The 18,917-nt window shown below is 35.0% G+C and carries 33 protein-coding genes; 10 read left to right on the top strand and 23 right to left on the bottom strand.

The annotated features are described in order from the left end of the window. The first annotated feature begins 13 nt into the window (after positions 1-13). Positions 14-577 carry an HD domain-containing protein gene (locus MY1_RS03910; RefSeq protein ID WP_007550398.1) on the top strand — a complete coding sequence of 188 codons (564 nt, stop codon included), beginning with the start codon at positions 14-16 and terminating at the stop codon, positions 575-577. Here MY1_RS03910 and MY1_RS03905 read toward each other — a convergent pair whose 3' ends face one another. Beyond that, a complete protein-coding gene (locus MY1_RS03905; protein ID WP_048109661.1) occupies positions 578-946 on the bottom strand; it encodes a hypothetical protein in 369 nt (122 codons plus the stop codon). A gap of 39 nt (positions 947-985) precedes the next feature. Here MY1_RS03905 and MY1_RS03900 point away from each other — a divergent pair, with 39 nt between their 5' ends. Beyond that, complete coding sequence (locus MY1_RS03900; protein WP_007550396.1) at positions 986-1,168, top strand: hypothetical protein; 183 nt, start codon at positions 986-988, stop codon at positions 1,166-1,168. 130 nt (positions 1,169-1,298) lie between these two features. Here the strand turns inward: MY1_RS03900 and MY1_RS03895 are convergent, their stop codons facing one another. Together MY1_RS03895 and MY1_RS09850 are read right to left on the bottom strand one after the other, a co-directional pair. After that, positions 1,299-1,511 carry a hypothetical protein gene (locus MY1_RS03895; RefSeq protein WP_007550395.1) on the bottom strand — a complete coding sequence of 71 codons (213 nt, stop codon included), beginning with the start codon at positions 1,509-1,511 and terminating at the stop codon, positions 1,299-1,301. 35 nt (positions 1,512-1,546) lie between these two features. Beyond that, a complete protein-coding gene (locus MY1_RS09850) occupies positions 1,547-1,684 on the bottom strand; it encodes a hypothetical protein (RefSeq protein ID WP_192805777.1) in 138 nt (45 codons plus the stop codon). Between the two features lie 106 nt (positions 1,685-1,790). Here MY1_RS09850 and MY1_RS03890 point away from each other — a divergent pair, with 106 nt between their 5' ends. After that, positions 1,791-2,876 (top strand): zinc metalloprotease, encoded by a 1,086-nt coding sequence (locus MY1_RS03890; RefSeq protein ID WP_117439716.1) that lies wholly within the window; start codon positions 1,791-1,793, stop codon positions 2,874-2,876. Here the strand turns inward: MY1_RS03890 and MY1_RS03885 are convergent, their stop codons facing one another. Continuing rightward, a complete protein-coding gene (locus MY1_RS03885) occupies positions 2,877-3,083 on the bottom strand; it encodes a hypothetical protein (protein WP_007550392.1) in 207 nt (68 codons plus the stop codon). It abuts the gene before it with no gap. A 54-nt stretch (positions 3,084-3,137) separates the two neighbouring features. Further along, positions 3,138-3,563 carry a bifunctional nuclease family protein gene (locus tag MY1_RS03880; RefSeq protein ID WP_007550391.1) on the bottom strand — a complete coding sequence of 142 codons (426 nt, stop codon included), beginning with the start codon at positions 3,561-3,563 and terminating at the stop codon, positions 3,138-3,140. Positions 3,564-3,883: 320 nt separating this feature from the next. Between MY1_RS03880 and MY1_RS03875 the strand changes: the two genes are divergently transcribed. Continuing rightward, a complete protein-coding gene (locus tag MY1_RS03875; RefSeq protein ID WP_192805790.1) occupies positions 3,884-4,648 on the top strand; it encodes a hypothetical protein in 765 nt (254 codons plus the stop codon). Here MY1_RS03875 and MY1_RS03870 read toward each other — a convergent pair. Both MY1_RS03870 and MY1_RS09690 read right to left on the bottom strand, forming a co-directional pair. Continuing rightward, on the bottom strand, positions 4,638-4,892 hold the full coding sequence (locus MY1_RS03870; RefSeq protein ID WP_007550388.1) for a hypothetical protein: 255 nt from the start codon (positions 4,890-4,892) through the stop codon (positions 4,638-4,640). The two genes, MY1_RS03875 and MY1_RS03870, sit on opposite strands and share 11 nt — an antisense overlap. An 82-nt stretch (positions 4,893-4,974) precedes the next feature. Further along, positions 4,975-5,181, bottom strand: a complete 207-nt coding sequence (locus tag MY1_RS09690; RefSeq protein WP_192805797.1) for a hypothetical protein — start codon at positions 5,179-5,181, stop codon at positions 4,975-4,977. 138 nt (positions 5,182-5,319) lie between these two features. Here MY1_RS09690 and MY1_RS03865 point away from each other — a divergent pair, with 138 nt between their 5' ends. Next, on the top strand, positions 5,320-5,481 hold the full coding sequence (locus MY1_RS03865; protein WP_237698789.1) for a hypothetical protein: 162 nt from the start codon (positions 5,320-5,322) through the stop codon (positions 5,479-5,481). A 61-nt stretch (positions 5,482-5,542) separates the two neighbouring features. Then, positions 5,543-6,103 (top strand): hypothetical protein, encoded by a 561-nt coding sequence (locus tag MY1_RS03860; RefSeq protein WP_007550385.1) that lies wholly within the window; start codon positions 5,543-5,545, stop codon positions 6,101-6,103. On the opposite strand, the gene MY1_RS03855 is transcribed toward MY1_RS03860, so the two are convergent. From MY1_RS03855 to MY1_RS03830, 6 genes are all read right to left on the bottom strand, one after another. Continuing rightward, entirely contained in the window at positions 6,104-6,388 is a 285-nt protein-coding gene (locus MY1_RS03855) for a DUF5615 family PIN-like protein (protein ID WP_007550384.1), read from the bottom strand. 39 nt (positions 6,389-6,427) lie between these two features. After that, the gene (locus MY1_RS10010) at positions 6,428-6,643 is read right to left on the bottom strand and encodes a hypothetical protein (protein WP_237698788.1); all 216 of its coding nucleotides are present in this window, start codon (positions 6,641-6,643) and stop codon (positions 6,428-6,430) included. Between the two features lie 163 nt (positions 6,644-6,806). Beyond that, positions 6,807-7,184: a DUF6659 family protein gene (locus tag MY1_RS03845; RefSeq protein WP_007550383.1), complete on the bottom strand. Its 378-nt coding sequence runs from the start codon at positions 7,182-7,184 to the stop codon at positions 6,807-6,809. A gap of 44 nt (positions 7,185-7,228) precedes the next feature. Beyond that, a complete protein-coding gene (locus MY1_RS09390) occupies positions 7,229-8,458 on the bottom strand; it encodes a hypothetical protein (protein ID WP_007550381.1) in 1,230 nt (409 codons plus the stop codon). Between the two features lie 89 nt (positions 8,459-8,547). Then, positions 8,548-9,978, bottom strand: coding sequence for a coiled-coil domain-containing protein (locus MY1_RS03835; RefSeq protein ID WP_007550380.1), 1,431 nt, complete (start codon positions 9,976-9,978; stop codon positions 8,548-8,550). Positions 9,979-10,058: 80 nt separating this feature from the next. Then, positions 10,059-10,871, bottom strand: a complete 813-nt coding sequence (locus MY1_RS03830) for a PEFG-CTERM sorting domain-containing protein (protein WP_081470644.1) — start codon at positions 10,869-10,871, stop codon at positions 10,059-10,061. A gap of 117 nt (positions 10,872-10,988) precedes the next feature. Between MY1_RS03830 and MY1_RS03825 the strand changes: the two genes are divergently transcribed. After that, on the top strand, positions 10,989-11,246 hold the full coding sequence (locus tag MY1_RS03825) for a hypothetical protein (protein WP_007550378.1): 258 nt from the start codon (positions 10,989-10,991) through the stop codon (positions 11,244-11,246). A gap of 23 nt (positions 11,247-11,269) precedes the next feature. Here MY1_RS03825 and MY1_RS03820 read toward each other — a convergent pair whose 3' ends face one another. Beyond that, complete coding sequence (locus tag MY1_RS03820; RefSeq protein ID WP_007550377.1) at positions 11,270-11,461, bottom strand: hypothetical protein; 192 nt, start codon at positions 11,459-11,461, stop codon at positions 11,270-11,272. Positions 11,462-11,575: 114 nt separating this feature from the next. Here MY1_RS03820 and MY1_RS03815 point away from each other — a divergent pair, with 114 nt between their 5' ends. After that, complete coding sequence (locus MY1_RS03815) at positions 11,576-12,001, top strand: hypothetical protein (RefSeq protein WP_007550376.1); 426 nt, start codon at positions 11,576-11,578, stop codon at positions 11,999-12,001. On the opposite strand, the gene MY1_RS03810 is transcribed toward MY1_RS03815, so the two are convergent. The 7 genes from MY1_RS03810 to MY1_RS03780 form a co-directional block, all read right to left on the bottom strand. Further along, positions 11,998-12,231 carry a hypothetical protein gene (locus MY1_RS03810; RefSeq protein WP_007550375.1) on the bottom strand — a complete coding sequence of 78 codons (234 nt, stop codon included), beginning with the start codon at positions 12,229-12,231 and terminating at the stop codon, positions 11,998-12,000. The genes MY1_RS03815 and MY1_RS03810 overlap by 4 nt on opposite strands. Positions 12,232-12,262: 31 nt before the next feature. Continuing rightward, complete coding sequence (locus MY1_RS03805) at positions 12,263-12,505, bottom strand: hypothetical protein (protein WP_007550374.1); 243 nt, start codon at positions 12,503-12,505, stop codon at positions 12,263-12,265. A gap of 44 nt (positions 12,506-12,549) precedes the next feature. Continuing rightward, the gene (locus MY1_RS03800; protein WP_007550373.1) at positions 12,550-13,134 is read right to left on the bottom strand and encodes a hypothetical protein; all 585 of its coding nucleotides are present in this window, start codon (positions 13,132-13,134) and stop codon (positions 12,550-12,552) included. A gap of 86 nt (positions 13,135-13,220) precedes the next feature. After that, on the bottom strand, positions 13,221-13,604 hold the full coding sequence (locus tag MY1_RS03795) for a nuclear transport factor 2 family protein (protein WP_007550372.1): 384 nt from the start codon (positions 13,602-13,604) through the stop codon (positions 13,221-13,223). A gap of 46 nt (positions 13,605-13,650) precedes the next feature. Beyond that, positions 13,651-13,881, bottom strand: coding sequence for a hypothetical protein (locus MY1_RS03790; protein WP_007550371.1), 231 nt, complete (start codon positions 13,879-13,881; stop codon positions 13,651-13,653). A gap of 52 nt (positions 13,882-13,933) precedes the next feature. Next, entirely contained in the window at positions 13,934-14,143 is a 210-nt protein-coding gene (locus MY1_RS03785) for a hypothetical protein (RefSeq protein ID WP_048109651.1), read from the bottom strand. Between the two features lie 37 nt (positions 14,144-14,180). Continuing rightward, positions 14,181-14,384, bottom strand: a complete 204-nt coding sequence (locus MY1_RS03780) for a hypothetical protein (RefSeq protein WP_007550369.1) — start codon at positions 14,382-14,384, stop codon at positions 14,181-14,183. A 272-nt stretch (positions 14,385-14,656) separates the two neighbouring features. Here MY1_RS03780 and MY1_RS03775 point away from each other — a divergent pair, with 272 nt between their 5' ends. Then, positions 14,657-14,848 carry a hypothetical protein gene (locus MY1_RS03775; RefSeq protein ID WP_007550368.1) on the top strand — a complete coding sequence of 64 codons (192 nt, stop codon included), beginning with the start codon at positions 14,657-14,659 and terminating at the stop codon, positions 14,846-14,848. 529 nt (positions 14,849-15,377) lie between these two features. Continuing rightward, positions 15,378-15,656, top strand: a complete 279-nt coding sequence (locus tag MY1_RS03770; RefSeq protein WP_007550367.1) for a hypothetical protein — start codon at positions 15,378-15,380, stop codon at positions 15,654-15,656. Between the two features lie 98 nt (positions 15,657-15,754). Here the strand turns inward: MY1_RS03770 and MY1_RS03765 are convergent, their stop codons facing one another. Next, positions 15,755-16,576, bottom strand: a complete 822-nt coding sequence (locus MY1_RS03765; RefSeq protein WP_007550366.1) for a thermonuclease family protein — start codon at positions 16,574-16,576, stop codon at positions 15,755-15,757. Between the two features lie 109 nt (positions 16,577-16,685). After that, positions 16,686-18,878 (bottom strand): elongation factor EF-2, encoded by a 2,193-nt coding sequence (locus MY1_RS03760; RefSeq protein ID WP_048109649.1) that lies wholly within the window; start codon positions 18,876-18,878, stop codon positions 16,686-16,688. Positions 18,879-18,917: the final 39 nt, after the last annotated feature.

The raw sequence follows: 18,917 nt of genomic DNA, 5'->3' as shown, positions 1-18,917 counted from the left end.
AAACCAAAACCGCATGGAAGACAGTGCAGACATTGTACTAAAGGCAAAAAAACTTGCACATGAGAAACACAAAAATCAAAAACGAAAAGACGGGGTTACTCCATACTCTGATCACTTGGAAGGAGTTGTAAACAGACTCAAAAATTTAGGAGTCACTGACAAAAACGTCCTTGCAGCGGCTTGGATGCACGACATCATAGAAGATACTGATGTGACATTTGATCAGATAAATGAAAAATTTGGACGGGAAATTGCAGTCATTATTCTATCTTTGACAAAAGACAAGAGCGTTGCAAAAAAAGACATCGAGCAGCAGTATGTCACGCAATTAAAAAATGCATCAATTGATGCAAAATTAATCAAGTTGTGCGACATCTCTGCAAACCTAAAGGATTTATCAACTGCAGCAATATCAAAGAATCAGAAAAACAAGCAAGTAAAAAAAATTATCCATTACATGAGAATTATAAAAAATGACATTTCAGAAAAACAATCAGAGTATTCAAAGATTGCAGAAATAATAAATGGCATCAACACCATCTGCATTAAATTTCATCAAAAGCCATTTACAGTTTGATCATGTCTTTGGATCAATGACATTTACTTTCATAAACAATGGAGCTGACAACGCTTCAGGATTATCGATGCTCTTCCAAACAAATACCTCAATTGCATACATGCCTATTTCAGTTGATGTCCAAGATTGTGCAGGTGAAAATGACTGGTGAGGAGAAAGCGAACCAGTAAGCCAAGACAAAGACACTACAATATTATCTGAATTTTTTACCTGAGTGATATATACAAATGGCTGTTGTGTGTTGAGGCTGTTTGTAACGTCGGCAGTAATCATAATTTGGTTTCCAACTATCAAAGTGCGGACGTCACTTTCTGCAAAGGCAAGCCCGGTAAATGAAAATATGAACAAAAACAGTATCAAAAATTTCATAAATATTACCGACATTCATCATTATTTAATCCATTTAAAATGACAGAACTTCCAAAAAAATTTCCAGAATACCTAATCATGTATAAAACGCTCACAAAGAAGATTGAGGAGCTAGACTCAGAAACAGGCAAGGACAAAATAAAAAGATATGAAGACGAGAGGACAAAGATAAGAAACATGTTTCCAGAGAATTTTTTTGATAATTCAGAGGAATCATTATAATAAGTGAGAAATTTCAGTTACTCTTGACTGGAGAGTGTTCGAAAGAACAGCTACTTTTTAGTCCAAGCAGTGATTATTTAGTAGAGGATCACTCCAGTCATTTTAAAAAATAAGAATTAGAGATTTACAATTATTCGTGTTGATGACCACAACCACATTCGTGATCATCGCCTTTTAATGACATTAATTTTTCAACCATATCATCACGGAGTTTTAGCAAATCACCGACTTGTTGTTTCAGACTACCTGAATCCCAGTTAGCTTCTTGAAGTGCCCTAACGCAATCAATTATCTCAAGATCTACGTTTAGTAGATTATCCATAATTTTTTCTTGTTCACTCATGTATAAGATACGAAAAGATGCTGTTTAATACTTTGTCAGCAGTTGCAACTTGGTTTTTTCTTTGTATGAGCCTTTATCATGTGGCGCAGCATTCTCTCAGTTTCAGAGAACTCCATGCCACATTCTCTGCACTTGGTGTCAAGTATGACTTTTTCTTTTCTGAAAAATCCCACGTTGTGCAATTTTTAATTTGACATTAAATATGTTTAGCAAAAATAAATCAGACCAAATGATTCCATTCTACTAAATCCTTAAGTTTTTAGAAAATCAAGAAAGATATTGAAAATCATAATCATGCTGTTTGCAATAGGCTTTCTTTTGAGCATAAATCTTGTACATGATTCGTTTGGATACAATATCGAATACAAAATATTTGGCAGGCAATTCTTTGACACACCGCTTGTCTGCACATATCAACCAACACTGGAACAGGATCCATATCTAAAACAGTGGGGAGTTGACAGACTAGAAGAGTCTGCAAGGCTTGCAGTCCAGGATTGGCAATCTGCATTACAAGTACAAGAGGGAAAAAACACAAAGGACAACTGGAAGATAAACTACAAACTATTAACAGAAAAAGATGTGCAAAACAATCTGCAAAAAGATTGTAACGTCATAATTGAATTTTACCCAATACCAACAGAGAAAAACGAGATGTATCGAGTGCTAGGAGTAACATATTCAGATGATTCTGGTTTTAAATTAATTAAAATCTATTACAGAGACATACAGATCTGCAAAACAAGTGACGAGAAATACATCTACTATAACGTATGTTATGGAGAAGGCATACTAATGTCAGAAAAACTTCGAACTACAATAACTCATGAGATTGGACATGCATTGGGATTGGGTCACTATCAAGCAGATGATCCAAAAGTAAATTCAGTTTGGGCAAAAGGATTGGTTGATGCAGAGTCAATCATGGCAGTGTTTTCACATGAGAACTCAAAGCTAATGAAGATAAAACCAATCGACGTACAAAAGATAAAATCAATTTACACGCCAAACGGATTCAAACCAATCAACACTACTCCAGTTTTAGAGACACCTCAACCAATCTTTGAACCAATATCAGAAAAACCAGCAGAGCAAGATATACCTGAATGGATAAAACAAAATGCAAAGTGGTGGTCAAGTGGAACAATTACTGACAGAGATTTTGTAATTGGAATACAGTATTTGGTGCAAAAAGACATCATCAAGGTGAGTGAAGTCAGAGAATCGACTGGAATTTTTACTCAAGAGATACCATTGTGGGTAAGAAACAATGCAAAGTGGTGGTCAGAAGACAAGATTACAGAGACGGACTTTATCAGTGGAATAGAACATCTAGTCAAAATTGGAATCATCAAGATAAACTAGTTATTCATCAGACTCTAGTTTGCGAATTATCTCCTCAATTACATAGATTCTGCTTATCTCCATGTCCATAAACACTTCAAAAGTTCTTTTAATCTCGCCGTCTTCTTTATTTGCTATTTGCTTTTCAAGCTCAGAAACAGTAGAACGAATAGTATCTGCAAAAATGTTTAACATGTCTAATGCATCATTTACTCTAGTCTCAGTCACTTGGTTTGGATAGTTTGCACTGGTAGATTAATTTTATTTTAGATCAAATGTCACTTATGCTTCCATGTGTTCTTTTAGCAGATTTTTACGTACTAGAATTGGAATGTTATACAAAGCCCCTAATGCCATGGCATCAGATGCTCGATAATTTCGCAATACAAGATCCTTTTTTCCAGTAAAGTACAGATTTGCGCGCAACACTTCGCCACTTTCATAAATCTTGACCTTGACTAGTATCAACTCGTTTTCTTCACAAATCTCTTCTATCATTTTGTAAATGGACGGAACTGATTCAGCCGAGCTGTCAACAAAACTGGATATGTGTCTTGCAACCTCGCCAGAAAATGCTCTCATGTGAAACTCTTTGTCATCATCGCCTTTGAGGACAAGCATTCCTTCAACTGCATAAGGATCTACAAATCCAACATAGTCGATTTTTACTGATTCATAATCTGGTTCTTGTGCTTGATCAATTTCCATTGTTATGCAATTTACATTTCGGTTCACTGCTTATAAAGATACTAAGGATAATCATTTTAACTTGTGAGAATTTTTCATGACTTTATAAAAAATATTTAAAAATAATTTTTCTCAGATCCAGATCATAAACAATCAAAACAAAGATACAAAATCAACAAATAACAATTAAAATTCCAACTACGGCAGATTCATGCGTAAATTACAGCCAAGATCAATGCAAGCAAGAGAATAGAATTAATTCATAAACAAATTACAAAAAAATATTGGAAGAGAAATATCCCAGCAGTGGAAAAAAACTAATTGTTTTAGGATTTGCAGTAATGGCGTTCATATTTGTAATTTATTCAAGATACCAAAATCCAGAAGTATTCACACCAGATGCGATGGATACAATTCAAAGAATAGCATATGGGTTTTACATCATACTGCTTGCAGCGTTTGGAGCAATAGCATACGGGTTGTACATGTATCATAAAGAAAAAGTGCGAAAAAATGGAACTGATATTTTGTCAATAATTGCAATTACCACATGGAATTCCAAATCAAGAAAAATTTTTCTAGTCACATTTATCACATATGGAATTTTCTTTTCTTTGATATCAGGAACACTTGTGTATCAGCCAGAAGTAAATTTCATCACACATTATGGTGCAACCATACCTTCAGGGTTTGTTGCTCCTTGCTGTGATCAATTTGGATACATGCCCAAAGTCATAATATATCTAACAGAGCATGTAGGATTGCAAATTTTACCAATCAACTTGGTGCTTCAACTAGTAGTATCATACTTGGTCGGATTGAACATGTCAATTGCAGTTAGCGCATATACAATATCAAAAAAAGGAAGAGGTGCAAGCACAATAGGTGCAGCTGCAGGATTGTTCATTGCATGCCCAACATGTGCAGGTACGTTTCTATCAGTATTTGTCGGAACTGCTAGTGGCATTGCACTATCCATTGCATTGTCACAGCTGCAAACATTTTTCATTGCAATATCCATCCCAGTGTTATTTGTAACGCCAATAATAATGGCAAGAAAACTCAGAAACCCAGATGGCAGCTGTAAAATAGATTCTACGAAATAAATTTTTTTACTTCAGGAATTTTATGATTTCCAATGTCGTATCCATCTCGTCTGAGATACTTTAATGTCAGTTTGTAAATTAGTTCGTCATGATCAACTTTTTCCAAAATTTCAGTCCACATAACTTTACCATTTTTTTCAATATGTTCTTTAAATGACGGATTCATAGACTCTGCAATTTCTCTGCACTCTGCAAAAGTTTTTCCATTTTTGTATGCACGAGTCCTAATATCACATGTGTCCATAATACATTACAGGTGAAATTGTAAATAAACCTGTCATATTGTCGCAATATTCAGATGCATGAAAAATAAATTAAAAAGAAGACTAGTCAGCAATTTTTTCGTTTAGATAATTTAGTCGCTCATTAAGATTACCTATGTACAGGTGCAAATCTTCTATTCTCTTTTCTAGTCGTTCAATTTTTCTGTCAGTTGATTCCCTTAGGGAATTTAAAACATCATATTCCAATTCTGGCATAACAGTAAGAAATATTTCATAAAGATAAGATTCTGTATGTTTTTCATAGTACACATAGACGCACCATTAACCTCAGGATTTAGAACAACAAATCAAATAGTAGAAAAAATCATCAAAAACATGGGCATAAAGACCACAAATGACTATGTGAAATTTTACATTAACTTGAATATACAGGGCAGGGTTAGCCTTTTGAGTTTTATACACAATGAAAAGATGGTGCTAAAGCAAAAGCTAGAAAACAAAAAACTAGACAAGGAACCAATCATAAACGGGATTAAAATTTTAGAAGATCTGATTGAAGAGCTAAAAAAAGACGGCGAGTCCAAGGTTTTAGAAAAGTACAACAGATGATCCTAGATAGCCACAAGAGACACTTGTACGTTTAAGTGAATGAGTTTAATCCAAGAAAAATATGGACTCAGATATTATTAGAACTGAAATTTTACGTGTGTTAAACGAGAGTGGAAAGATTCGTGGAACCGAGCTTACAAGCAGAGTGATAAAAAGAGTTGGAAATGAAAAGATGGTTCATCGTGAAATCAGTTTGCTTGTAGAATCAGGGGAGGTGGAAAAAAAGATGTACAGCAAGTCCCATATCGAATATCAAATAATCAACATATCAGAGACTGTAAACAATCAGCTCAAAGGCGTGCATAAAGAGATCGAGATAATTTTTGAGGACATAAAAGAGTTCAAACAAATAATTGAGCAAAACAAATTAGAGTTTCAAGAAAGACTGCGAACAATAATTCATCTTATCCACATTGTACAATCAATTGATGGAGTAATGAAACTATTGTCACACTATCCCACATTTAAAAAAGATAGAATGTTCTCGCAAATTACAAGAAAGATCAGTGATTGCTGGGAGGGAATGATGGAGATAATTGTACATCAGCCAGAAGAAGAGTTTCTAAATGAGGTAATAGGAAATCTAAGGATATCTCAGATAGGAACAGAGAGCGTAAACTGATCAAATATTTTTTAATTTGTCAACTACTATCTTGAAAATCTCTTCATTGTCAAGTAGTATGAATGGTAAATCATTTTCTTCACATGCCTGACCGCTTTCAGTATCACGTGTAATTAGGATCATGTCGTTTTCCTTTGCATAATTAATCACAGAATAATCGGTACGCAGTTTTAGGCCGTCACTGCGAAGCTTCTTTACGCTGTATGCATCGTATCCCAACTTGCGTAACTTGTCATCCCATCCATCATCCATCTCGTCAATTAAAATTTTGATTGGTTTTGACATGAATTGCTCTTATCAAATTTCAATATTAGTGTAAATAATCTATCCGCGATAATTCTGAGATATGTCGTATAGTTTTTCACAAAATAAAATCAACCGGTCAGGCAGGACGCCATCAAACCAGGACAGTTCTTTATTGATGCTGCTGCCACTAAACGAATTTTTCGGATATGATTTTAGAAACAAAACCTCGTCATCAAATAATTTCTTGAGCTGTTTTTCCCCGTCAACTGTAAACTCGTAATCGCATGGCATCATGTCAATTTGGACATGATAATTCCCATTTATCGGATTTATTTTGGCTTTGATAAACGGCTGATTGCTCTGCTGACACTCCCGGTAATGGCGATCATACTCAAACATCTTTGAATCTATGATGTATTTTTTGAGAGTCATTTAGCAAAATGTGAACGTATTGAAATTAAAGATGAGCTGTGATTTTTTTAATTTTTGTGATGATTCGGATTTTAGTGTTAGTTGGCATTTCAGGCTCCATTGTAAAATATACGATATTTCTTCTAGTATAGGTTACCATCTGTGTTACTTTTTCTCTTTCAACGTGAACATATCGAACCTTTCCCAAAGTTCGATTAAACTCCTGTCTCATCTTTCTTCTTTGAGCAACCTGCTTGCAAAAATGCTCCTCTTCTTTTTGGGTTTTTAGTGAGGTCTTTCCGCTCTTCATAATTGCTTCCCTGATGTTTCCCTTTTGATCAATGATTGCAGCAAATCTCATTTTTGGATCCAAGTTAATCATGGATTCAACGATTTTTAGCAGATTTGGTTTTTTAGCAACCATTACGATGCCAAGTTAGTTTGGCAAATATAAGCTATTGAAGTGTTTTAGATTTTGATAATACCTGAGGTTACTAGAAATGCGATGCTCTTTGCAAACTCTTGATCTGTGATTTCACCATTTACCCAGAATTTTGCATTGTTTTTGATCCATCCTGGAATTTCAGTCACAGGAGAATCAGAGCTAGGCAAAACAGGAATTACAATAATATTTTCTCTTATCATGTATTGTAAGGCATTTTTAAAATCATAATCTGTGATTTGGTTTTTAGACCACCAATCAGCATTGTTTCTGACCCATTGTGGAATTGCAACTGTGTCTTCAATGTTTTCAGATTTGTACATTGGTTTTTCAAGTGTCTCTGCAAGTACGTCAAAAGTTTTTGTTACAATGTTTGGGCCATATACAAATTTGGCAGTAAAAGTTCCAATCTCAGATGTCGTAACATCGTCAAATGTTATTCGGTTCAATGGAGTAACTGGGGAGATAGTTGTGGTGTTTGTCTTTCCAGACGGATATGTTATTGTCAAAACTCCAGAATTTAGTGAAATCTCAGGCACAACTATGTTGATTTCAACTGGGTCTCCAGGATCATAGAGGTTTTTGTCACTGCCCATGAAGATGTTGGTCTCTGCGTTTACACTTGAAGCAGTAAATGGAACATCGACTTCTACTGAATAATATTTTGCAACTATGTGATAAGTTCCAGAAGGATTGTGTTTTAGCAAGTTATCCATTGAAAAGACTTCTACGATACTTGCTTGCGATACTTTGGTTTTATATTCCTCAACTAGTTTTGCAGGAGAGCCGTTATCATCTAGAATTTTTACATGCAAAGTTTCAGCTTTTGATGCACTTGGCTCGTAATAGTTTGTAGAAAATTTCATAATTGCTTTATCAAATTTGCCATAGGTATCTTTGTCAGTAGTGATTTTTACATCCAATGGTTCAACAAAAACGCCAAGTGTTTTTTGAGTGTCTTTGTAATTGTACTGAATTGTCCAATTACCGAACTGATTATCAAATGCCGTTCGAATAATGTTGTGTGTTGCCTTTGATGCTTGTAAGCTTGGAAGAGAGCCAGTAATTACTTTGCCATCAGGTTGAGTTGCAGTCCATTCAACAGAACCGCCAGCATATCCGTCAACATCTACAAAAACAGTAATCCAGTCATTAGGACCAAACACTTCCATCTTAGGAGTGCCAGTAATTTCAGAACCGTATGCAACAGGAATTATACTAAACGACAAGAATACCAATGCGACAAGCAACTTCATTTTACAAAGACAATTCAAAATTAGTTTAATTCAAAGAAGTGATTAACATTGGGCGACATGATTGTGAATCTTGATTAGATACAAACAGTCTAGGTTGAATCTGTGTTTTCAGTAGATTTTGCTATTTTAGGCTCAGAATTGGCAGGTTTTGCCTTTGCTTTCTTACTGGATGCTCTTGTTTTCTTTGCTGGCTTTAATTTTTTGATCTTTTCTTCAACTTTTTTTCGTTCCAGTTTTATTTTTTCTAGATTCTTTTTTTCAGACGCTAGCTGTTTTGCAAGGATGCTTTGCTGCTTTAGTTTTGCCTGTTCCTCTTTTGTCTTTTTGGCAATGTTTTCTTTCTCTTTTGATATTATCTGGTTTATCTTTAGTCGTTCTTTTTGTGCTTTTACCAGATCTTTTTCCTGAGAGGCAATTAGTTTTTTTAGTTTTTCACATTCAACTAGTTTACTTTTTTCAATGTTTACCTGAGATACGATGTCTTCGTATTCTTTTTTGGTCTTTTCCAGATATCCTTGCTTTTCATTTATTTCATGTGCTAGTTTGGATTGTTTGAGCAGATTTGATTTTTGCTCTTCGGCCATTTTAGCAAGCTGAATCTGTTCGTTTTTTATCTGCTTGTCAATCTCTTCTTGCTCTAGTTTTGTCTGGAGAAGTTGTTTCTTTTGAAACTCCAAGTCTTTTGCTATCTTTTCTTTATCAACTGAAATTTTCTTCATCAGTTCATTTCTTTCAGACTTTACTTGTTCTAGTTCGGCTTTCTGTGAAATAATTTGCTCAGATAGCTTTGTCTGATTTTGAATGCTGAGATGTTCTTCTTTTATTTGAGATTCAAGCAGAGTTTTTTCAAGTAAGACTTGTTTTTCATAGTCCTTTCTGTTTAAGATAAGCTGAGATAGTTTTGAGCGTTGCAGTTGGAGTTGGTCGTGTTCTTTTTTCTTTTCTGCAAGCAGTTCTTCTTCGGTTTTTATTTTTTCATATATTCCAGTAAGCTCGTTTGAATTGCTTTCTGGAGGAGACCAGTCCTTTGGCATTGAGCCTCGTAATTTTTGAATTTGAGGCTTTGCAGGAGGTTTTGCCTCAAAGACTGTCTCTTTTGGAGCAGAGTAACGGTTTTTAGAATATTCTAATTTTGTAACTATATTTTCGGGAGGATCCTGTTCATTGAGTTTGCTTTCAAGGTATACTTGATCAGAATGATAAAGTGGTTTGTTTTGATATATCATGTCATAGATGTGCTGCAATCTTCCAGGGTCGCCGGTTTCAGCGCTTATCAGCAATTGAATCTTTGAGAGGACGGGATTGTCGTTTGGTTTTTTCTCATCAATTATTTCAAAGGATACGCTGAGCTTGCTTTCTAAATAATTTTTGTCAGATTGATAAAGTGGTTTGTTTTGTTTGAAATGTTCTAAAATGTGATAAAGCCTCCCAACATCACCTTTATTGGTGTCTATGAAATATTGAATTTTTTCAATGATTTGTGGATTTGTGAATTGTTGGATATTACCAGTGCTTTCCAATCACTTTTGAGATAGTTTGCTAAAGTATAAAAAAACAGGTAAACAAATTTCACATGTTCATAAATTTAAAATGATTTCGATCAGAGTTTTATTTTAAATCCAGATTTTTGGCTTGCAAGCATGATAACTGTGGTAGCAACTGCAAGTATCACAATTGACATGACTCCAAATTCAGGTACAACAGACGTTCCTATTATTGTGAGCAGTTTTGCATCGTTTGGCAGCAAAACGGTTACTGTGGAGATGTCGCTTTCATCTGTATCTTCAAAGTTAGTGATCTTTTTTCCGTCAATAAAAATCACAAACGGACCATCAATTAGATCAGAAGGCAATTTAATTTTCAGTGTTTCATCGTCGGATTTAGCGTTTCCAACTATCTCAAACGTGATTGATTTTTGGCCCTCATCAATTGCACTCACAGCAAGAAGTCTGTCAGAAAAATACTCTACGTTAAATGTCGTAGAACCATCGCCTACTGTCTTTCCAACTTGATTAATGATTTTGGCCCCATCTGTGACAAATACTGTTCCAGTCATCCAAGGATGAATCAGACAATAGTACGGGAATTGACCAGTTTGTGTAAAAGTAAATTTGTATGATTGCCCAGGTGAGATAAAATTTGAACCGCCAAAGATGCCATCAGGTCCACCCTCGACAGTTCCAGATGTTATAGTATGTTTTGCAGTATCTGCGTTTTGCCATACAACAGTATCTCCAACAAAGATATCAATGTCGCCAGTAGCTAATCCAGATTTTTCATTTTGCCAAAAAAATGGGGCATCAGGACTTGCAGAGCCAGTCGGCATGTTGATGTCATAACTTGCCGCAAAAGCTGCGCTGCTAAATGATACAGAAGATATTATCATAACAAAGATCAAAAGCATGATATTCATACTAGACAAAAGTTGTTTTTAGTTAAAGGGATTACGGTGTATAAAATCAATCACATTTTTTCAAAAATTTAAAATAAAATGTCGATATTTATTAGATGGAATAAGGTTTAGAATTTAATGAAAAGTGGGACTGCAATCATTGTCGCAGGCGGAATTATGATTTTGTTTGGTTTGATATTGTTTTATGGAATGCAAGGCATATCATCTACAGATCCTGATGAGAAAAAATTCTTTTCTGCAATAAAACATACAGGGACATTTACCGGATTGCTTGGGATAGGCGTATCCATAGCAGGATTCTTACTATATCTTATGAATAGAAAGCCAGCCCCAATCATTGAAGACTATGACGAACCTCCCAACTTACAAGATTAGAATTACTTCCAACTAGAGTTGTTTTAACAGCTAGCCAATATATTTTTGAATTCCTCTACGGGAACAACAAACTTGCACTGTTTGCAAAATAATACTTCTTTGTTTGCCATTTCTTTTATTGCAGTTGGTATTTTTCCACAGTAAAGAGCAGAGCCATTACAATTAGGACAGCATGCAAGTAATTGGGTCATACCAAATTCATTTTTGATATTCATAAATCATTTACGTGATTCTGATATATTAATAGAAAGAAGAAATCGTACTAGTGCCAATCATCCAAAAATAATCAATTCAAAAATTATAATAGGACTGCGATTTAACTTTAAAAATTGTCAGACAAGATTTGGCTTGGTGCAATTTATCTCAAAGATGAGGGAGGATACGAAATTATTCTAAGATCATTGAATCATTATAAAAAAAGACTGAAAACTCTTGGAAGCAGTCCGGAGCTAAAGGACTCATCAGCAATGTTTGGCTCACTGCTTCAGCAAGAGGCCATGAAGACAATTCCAAAGATAGATGGGATGACAAAAAAAATTAAAGATGCACTATCAGACGATATCACTCTAAACTCGCTAAGTGAGGACAGATCATTTCTGGTAAAGGCGCTCTCATGTTATGAATCAGATATCAACAAGGCGCAAAATACAGGACATGAGTATTTTTTAAAACTGGTCGGAGATTTGCCGTTTGTAAAAAAAGACCTAGACCTAGTAAAAAACGCACTAGATAAAATCAATCAATTTTCAGACTAGGCATTTCCCTGGACATACCAATCAAGATATGGCCTTAGAGTCTTGCAGAATTTTTTCTTTTCAGCCTCATCAGTCATGCCTAAAACACCATCAATCTTCCCTTTTAGGTAATCTTGGGTAATTTCGCTTTTAAGGTATGGTTGAATTTGGTTTAGAATTTCTATGATTTTATCAGATGCAACATTATCAAAATCATTTAGAATTTCTTTAGCTTGATCTTGCAGCGACATTATTCAAACTAGAACAAATCCCATTATTACTTTATTGTTTGTTTTCCAAAATGAGATCGTTGTCATCCCAAGTTAGACGGAATTTTCCAACAACTCGAAATATCTGTATTTTTCCGCCTTTTCTGAATTTTAGTTTGTATGAATTCTGAGACGTGTCATAAATCTCCAGAGAAACGCCGTTTGCAATGGTTTCAAAAATTACAGGGTTGCTTGATAGTTCTTTCCACTCTGTTGGTTCAAAATCAATATAGAATTTAGTGTAAAGAAGTCCCATTTTCACAGAGGGTTAAACACTCCAGAATAAAAACGAGTCTCAAGTTATTCTACTTCCTGATATCTTTTAGGCATACTTGAATAAAGATAGCTCATTACTGTAGGAAAAATTGTATCGTGATCTTTATCATTTTGAATTATGTCAAAAACATGATAGATTAATTGTTGGATTTCCAGATGCTCATCACGGTATAAAGTTTTTTTTGGATTTTTGTTTGAATCCAAAAGTGTGAATCCGTTGTCAGTTTGTAGCAGGTTTTTCAGTACAGAATTTGTGATTTTGATCTTTTCGTTTACGTCTTTGTGGCGGTAGTCTTCGTCTAGCTTTTTTATGTAGTTTTTAAGATTGTGAAATGCCGTGTTTGTAATTCTTTCAACATGCTGCTGAAATTTTGTAGAATAGTTTGATGTCGGAACATAAAATTTCATGTTTGCCTTTTTTTCTACAAAGATAATCTCTTTGTCAAGTAGCGAATCCCTGGTCTTCTCAAAGGTTGTTTTTGCCATATACTCTGGCACAATCTTCTTTAGCAGAGCATTATGGTGCATCTCAGGGTTGTTTTTTATGCATGCAAAAATTATTCTTTCACGCTCGTATAATTCCGAGGTAGGCTCAATATGGGTTATCATCACTAGGTCGACCTAGTATATACAGGTCATATATTTATCATTATCTACGAATCAATTATTCATCACAGAGATTGCTTTGCCAATAATCAAACAAGAGAATCGTGAATCTTCTTTGTGTCAGTGAATTGTCTGAATTGCATGATTTTGTTGTCTTTTATTTGGTAAACGTGTGAAAAGGGAATATCAAACTTGTTGCCTTTTTTTGAGATACCTTGGTATCTTCCAATGACTATAACGTTATCAGCTGCATCCAAAAACTGTTCAGTAACTGCATGAAATTCTGAAAAATTTTTCAGCATGCCAGGAAAATAATCTCCAAAAATTGCTTCTAGTCCGACATACCTTCCACCGTTTGGCATTCCATCCATTGTTATCCACTCTATTTTTTCATCGCAAAATAGAGGATATTTTTCAGTGTCTTTATTTTTAAAAGCGTCATAGAATTTTTTTATCAGATCAATGTTTGACATGTTGTTTTAGGTTTTCATATTTTCATAAACGTTACGAAAATACAAACTAAATCATGTCTTTGTTTTTAGAGTCTCTTTCTGAAATTAAAAATGCCAGTTTTTTATGCAGATCATCCAAGTTACGTTCTAGTCTTCTTAGAGTTTCAGCCAAGGCATCAGAGTTAGACTCTTCAAGTTCTTTGGTTACAGATTCCTTATGTTTCTCAAGATTTTTGATTCTTTGCTCTGTCTCAGAAATAGCAGTCTGCAATGCCTCTAAATCATTTTCAAAATCCAATTTACTAATTTTTGGAAAATTCTGGACTTAAAGATTTTGCAATTGTTAAAAATTACATTAAATGAACAGATTCAGAAAACATCATCATGATAATTCCAATAGTGACATCGATGATAAAATGAATAACGCCAACAATGAGACAGTTTTTTCCTAATTTTGGATCTTCTTTCTTTACAATAAAGTATGAAACTAGACCTCCAATAATTCCAAAAATAATTGGCAAGACATACCATACCTTTGATCTTCGTTGTGGTTCACTCAATAGGACATGGAATAATGGAACAAACTTAAGGGTTTGGCTAGTCAGACTGAATTAATTGGATAAGACGCTCGATGTTTTTGATGTCGTTTAATTCATTATTTAGTAGCGATTCGTATCGTCGCATCTCAACAAGTGATGTGATATTTCTTAGTGCTTCTTGAAGCTCGGCAATTTTTGTCCTTGTGACGTCAGCCCAAGTTGCAAGCATCTCCAGTGCTTCCTTTACATCTGCCTCTTTCATACCTAGTATTATATGGGATTCTTTTAGATAAATTTTCTTAGCATTTAGAATTTTAATTCTTCAGAAACGCACTCCATTGTTCCCATGATTATCAAGATTTTCTAAAAATGTATAGAGTTTATAAAAAATAAAAAAAGCATAATAAAAATAATTCAAGGCAAATGGAACCAATTAGAGAATCCTGAACAAGAATGGGTACAATTAGAGAACAGGGATTGAAATCAGATTCTAAACTCTTTTCGTGACTAAAATCATTTTATCCTTAAGTATGTATGCTAGGTAAACTAACAACAATCATGCAAGAAAAAACGCTGGCATTATTGAAACAGGATATTCTTACGTATTGGGTAGATTTGGAAAAGGGAGATTTTGAAGATAAGGATTTCTTAAAAGAGCTTAATGCGTGTATTGGGTATTACAACGAGTATAAACGTGGACAGATAATGAAAGCAACAGAAAAATGAAGACAGAAAATGATAAAGAGAAAAAAGATTAGATTCTAAACTCTTTTCGTTCGTAAATTAGCATTATCATTCAATAACCTATTATTCTATTTTATTCACGTTAAAGTTTATTTTTTTATTTTATGCCTAAATATCTATATATTTTTAATTTTTCTATAAATTTTATAACTGAATATATATTAGGTGTGATATCTATATAGACATGGAAAATCAAGAAAAAATCAAGACCGATACATCTGCCACAATAACTGTAGGCAATGATCCAAAAAAAGAAGTTAAAAAAGAAGAACCGGTTAAAACAGAAAAATAATCTTTCCCTTTTTGGGTAAATTATAATCTCAACTAAAATTCAATTAGAATCAAATAATGTTATAATTATTTTTAGAATGATAAAAACTAGATTAATTCAGATTGCATGATTCACAGAACAACAATGAAGAATTCATGAAAAAAGTTCATCTTTCTATTCTGACATTTCTTGAATTTCCGAATGTCTTAGATTAATTAACTAGTAAACAACTAGTATTGTATGGAATCTGATCTTTCCTTAACTAAAATTTTAGATAAAATTAAGAATGAACTGACTAGTAAAATTTCTTTAGCAAAAAACACAGACAAGATAGATATCACCATATTATCTCAACAGTCTAAAACTCTAAATGAAGTTATTTTGACATCTAAAATCTCTAAAGAAAATAAATCAATGTTGCAGAAATTCTCACTGACTCTACAAGAAGGCACAACTGCAAAGAGTCTGAGATATGAAAAACAAGATCTTGAAAGAGTCATCTCCAATTTGAATGATTAATTTTTGAATCTTTAACAGAAATGGAGTGACCGTAACCTTTTAGGAATTTTATGTTGTAGTGGTTTTTTTGACCTTTGAGAGTCATGAAAAATCAAATGTCAAGACTCGCATCCAATCCCATCATTATCAACATCAAATCGATGTGGATCTGGAGGCAAAACAGTAAATCTTTTTTGTGGAATGTCTTTACAATCCAAGTCTGGCGGACTGTAAGGGATACAAAAATCAGGATATGAAGGGTCACAATCATTTTTCAGTGAGGGTGATGGTGTCACTGGTGTTTCTGGAATTGCTTTAGGAATTTGTGTAGATTTTGGTAATTGCTTACACCCATAATTCTGAGCCCAATATTCCCCACTAAATTCACTGGTATCGCAGTATTGAGTCAAGATATTGGCATAACCATTAGATAACAGCATTTCATTTATCACTCCATCTTCACAGTACACCTTGCCAAGTATTCTACCATAGATGTCCACTGGTTGCAAGTCATCTTGGTCAACTAGAATGGTACTTCCCACAGGACAATGCATTGCAGTAAATAATGTCGCCTCTTGGAATCCCAGTTCTCCTTTCTCAGGAGTGTTAGTTAGTGATAATCTGATTTTGTGATGATCAGCATAGATTGTATCTCCATCAATAATTTCAGAGACGGTCAATACCATACAGGGCAAAGTTCCAGCACAAGTTCCAAATACTGTTTTTTGGGGTTTTGGAGTTATTTTCTCAATACTGCAACTTCCATCCCATTCTCCACCTCTTGACATGCAATCAATTCTTTCTTTATTCTCATCTGGTTTTGTGTCTCCTTGAAATGTAGTTCGATTGTCTTGCCAAGTATTAGGTGGAATTGATGCAAAAACAGCTACTGCGCCAATTATTCCGACAATTAAAATTCCAATAACGATTATAGGTTTCACAATATTTTTGTAACATAATTTTCGTTATAACAATTCTCCGACAAAACATAATTCATCATAACGATAGTTAGTATCACAAAATTGTGCGTACGGAGGGGGGATTCCCTTTTTATTCTCTATCGATGTATTCTTCGATTCCAGGAGGATTTGGTGCCAATCCTTTTCTCTTTCTGATTTCTGCAATTGCAGTTGCAGCAATAGATTTTGGCAATTCAGTCCATGCCTTAAAGGATGTATTCCATGTTGCACGTCCTGCTGTTTGTCCTCTCATTGCCTCAGAAAGTGTAAATGTTTCAGATGCTGGGATTTCGCCAACGATAATACTTGCAGCACCTTTTTGTTGCATGTCAAGTACCTTGCCACGTTTACCAGAAAGAACTGTAGCTACGTTTCCTACCAAGTCAGTTGGAACCCTTACCTCAATTGCAAGCATTGGTTCTAGGATTGTAGTTCCTGCAGTTAGTAAAGCACCCATACATGCACGTCTAGATGCCGGTCCAAGTTGTGAAAGACCACGGTGTGCTGTATCCTCGTGAGGTACAAAGTGAGTAAAGATGAACTTGCAGTCCCTCATCTGCTCTTTGCAGAGTGGACCTTCTTTCATTACTTCCTCAAATCCAGAGTTAATAGAGTCAGTTGACTCTTGAATAAACTGGACACCTTTTGTTCCGTTGATCATTACATTTCCACGTGGGTCTAGTTTCATAATTCTCTTAATTGTATCAGTATCCCATCCTGCGCCCTTTAGAAGGTCAGCGACTACTTTCTTGTCTTTCATGTCGCTGATTTCACCAGTTCTAAGCATGTGTGCAATTGCTGGCTCCAATGGTTCTACTTTCATGAAAATCTTGTTGTGTCTGTTTGGAGATTTTGACATGATAGGTTCACATGTTCCTTTGACGGTTTCTCTGTAATTGATAAGTGGCTCTGATGTTATGATTTCTACTTTGGCGTCTTGAATTCTATGTGTTGCAACATCAAGGTGTAACACACCCATTCCAGCTACTAGTGTTTCGCCAGATTCTTCATCGATTTTTACTACAAGGTTAGGATCTTCAATTGTTAGTTGTTTGAGAACCTCGACAAGTTTTGGCAAGTCCTTTGGATGTTTTGGTTCTATTGCAACTTGCACAACAGGTTCTGACACATACTTGACTCCTTCAAACATTGGAATTCCTTTGATAGATGAGATTGTATTTCCTGCTCTAGCTTCAGTTAATCCTAATAATGCCGGAATGTTTCCTGCACCAAGCTCACCAACTTGTTCTCTTTGGTTTCCCATGAAAAAGTTTACAGATTGAACTCTGCCTTCTCTTTTTGCATCAATGATGTTTACTGTTTGTCCGTCCTTTATTGTTCCAGAAAACAATCTACCAATTGCAACAGGACCTGCTGCAGGATCCAAAACCATGTTGACGACCATCATGATTGTGGGTCCGTCATCACTGCATGCCAAGAGTGCCTTACCAATATCAGATTCAAGATCACCTTTCCAAATTTGTGGAATTCTGTACTTTTGAGCAACGTGTGGTGGTGGGACATGCTTTACTACCATTCCCAATACGGCATCAGCTAAGGGAGCTCGTGCTACCAAGTCTTCTACTTTTTCATTTTTGTAAGCATCAATGACATCTTTGAATGTGATGCCTTTCTCTTTCATGATATCTACGTTAAATGCCCATTTGTCTTTGGCAGAACCAAATGTGACACTGGCATCCTGGATTGATACTTTCCATTTGTCTTTGTATTCAGGTTCAGCATAAGTGTCAATAAGTTGGTTAAAGCTAGATACTACACCTGCAAGTGTCTCTTGCATTTTTTCTGGTGTCAAACGTAATTCTTTGATTAATCTGTCTACTTTGTTGATAAATAAAACTGGTCTTACTCTTTCTTCAAGTGCCATTCTTGTTACAGTCTCTGTCTGTGTCATGATTCCCTCTACTGCATCACAGACTACAGTTGCGCCATCGATTGCCCTAAGACTACGAATTACCCTTCCACTGAAATCCACGTGTCCAGGTGTATCGATCATGTTAATGACAAATTCTTTGTCTTTTTGTGTAAAGTGTAAAGTTACGTTTGCTTGGTAAATTGTAATTCCTCTTTCTTGCTCCTCTTTATCAAAGTCCATTGCAAGTGCCTTTCCAGCTGCAGATGGAGCAATAATTCCAGAAGCTGCCAACAGGCTGTCACTCATCGTAGTCTTTCCGTGATCAACGTGAGCGATTACACTAAAGTTTCGAATCTGTTCTTTATTCTTGATGATTCTCAAGACTTCAGTCGTTGACTTGAATTTTGCCATATTCGCAAACCCAATTATTCAGCTATTAAATCTTATGAG

It is taken from the genome of Nitrosarchaeum koreense MY1 (assembly GCF_000220175.1).
In the GTDB taxonomy this organism is placed as follows: Archaea; Thermoproteota; Nitrososphaeria; order Nitrososphaerales; family Nitrosopumilaceae; genus Nitrosarchaeum; species Nitrosarchaeum koreense.
This window is presented reverse-complemented; position numbering and strand designations above follow the sequence as displayed.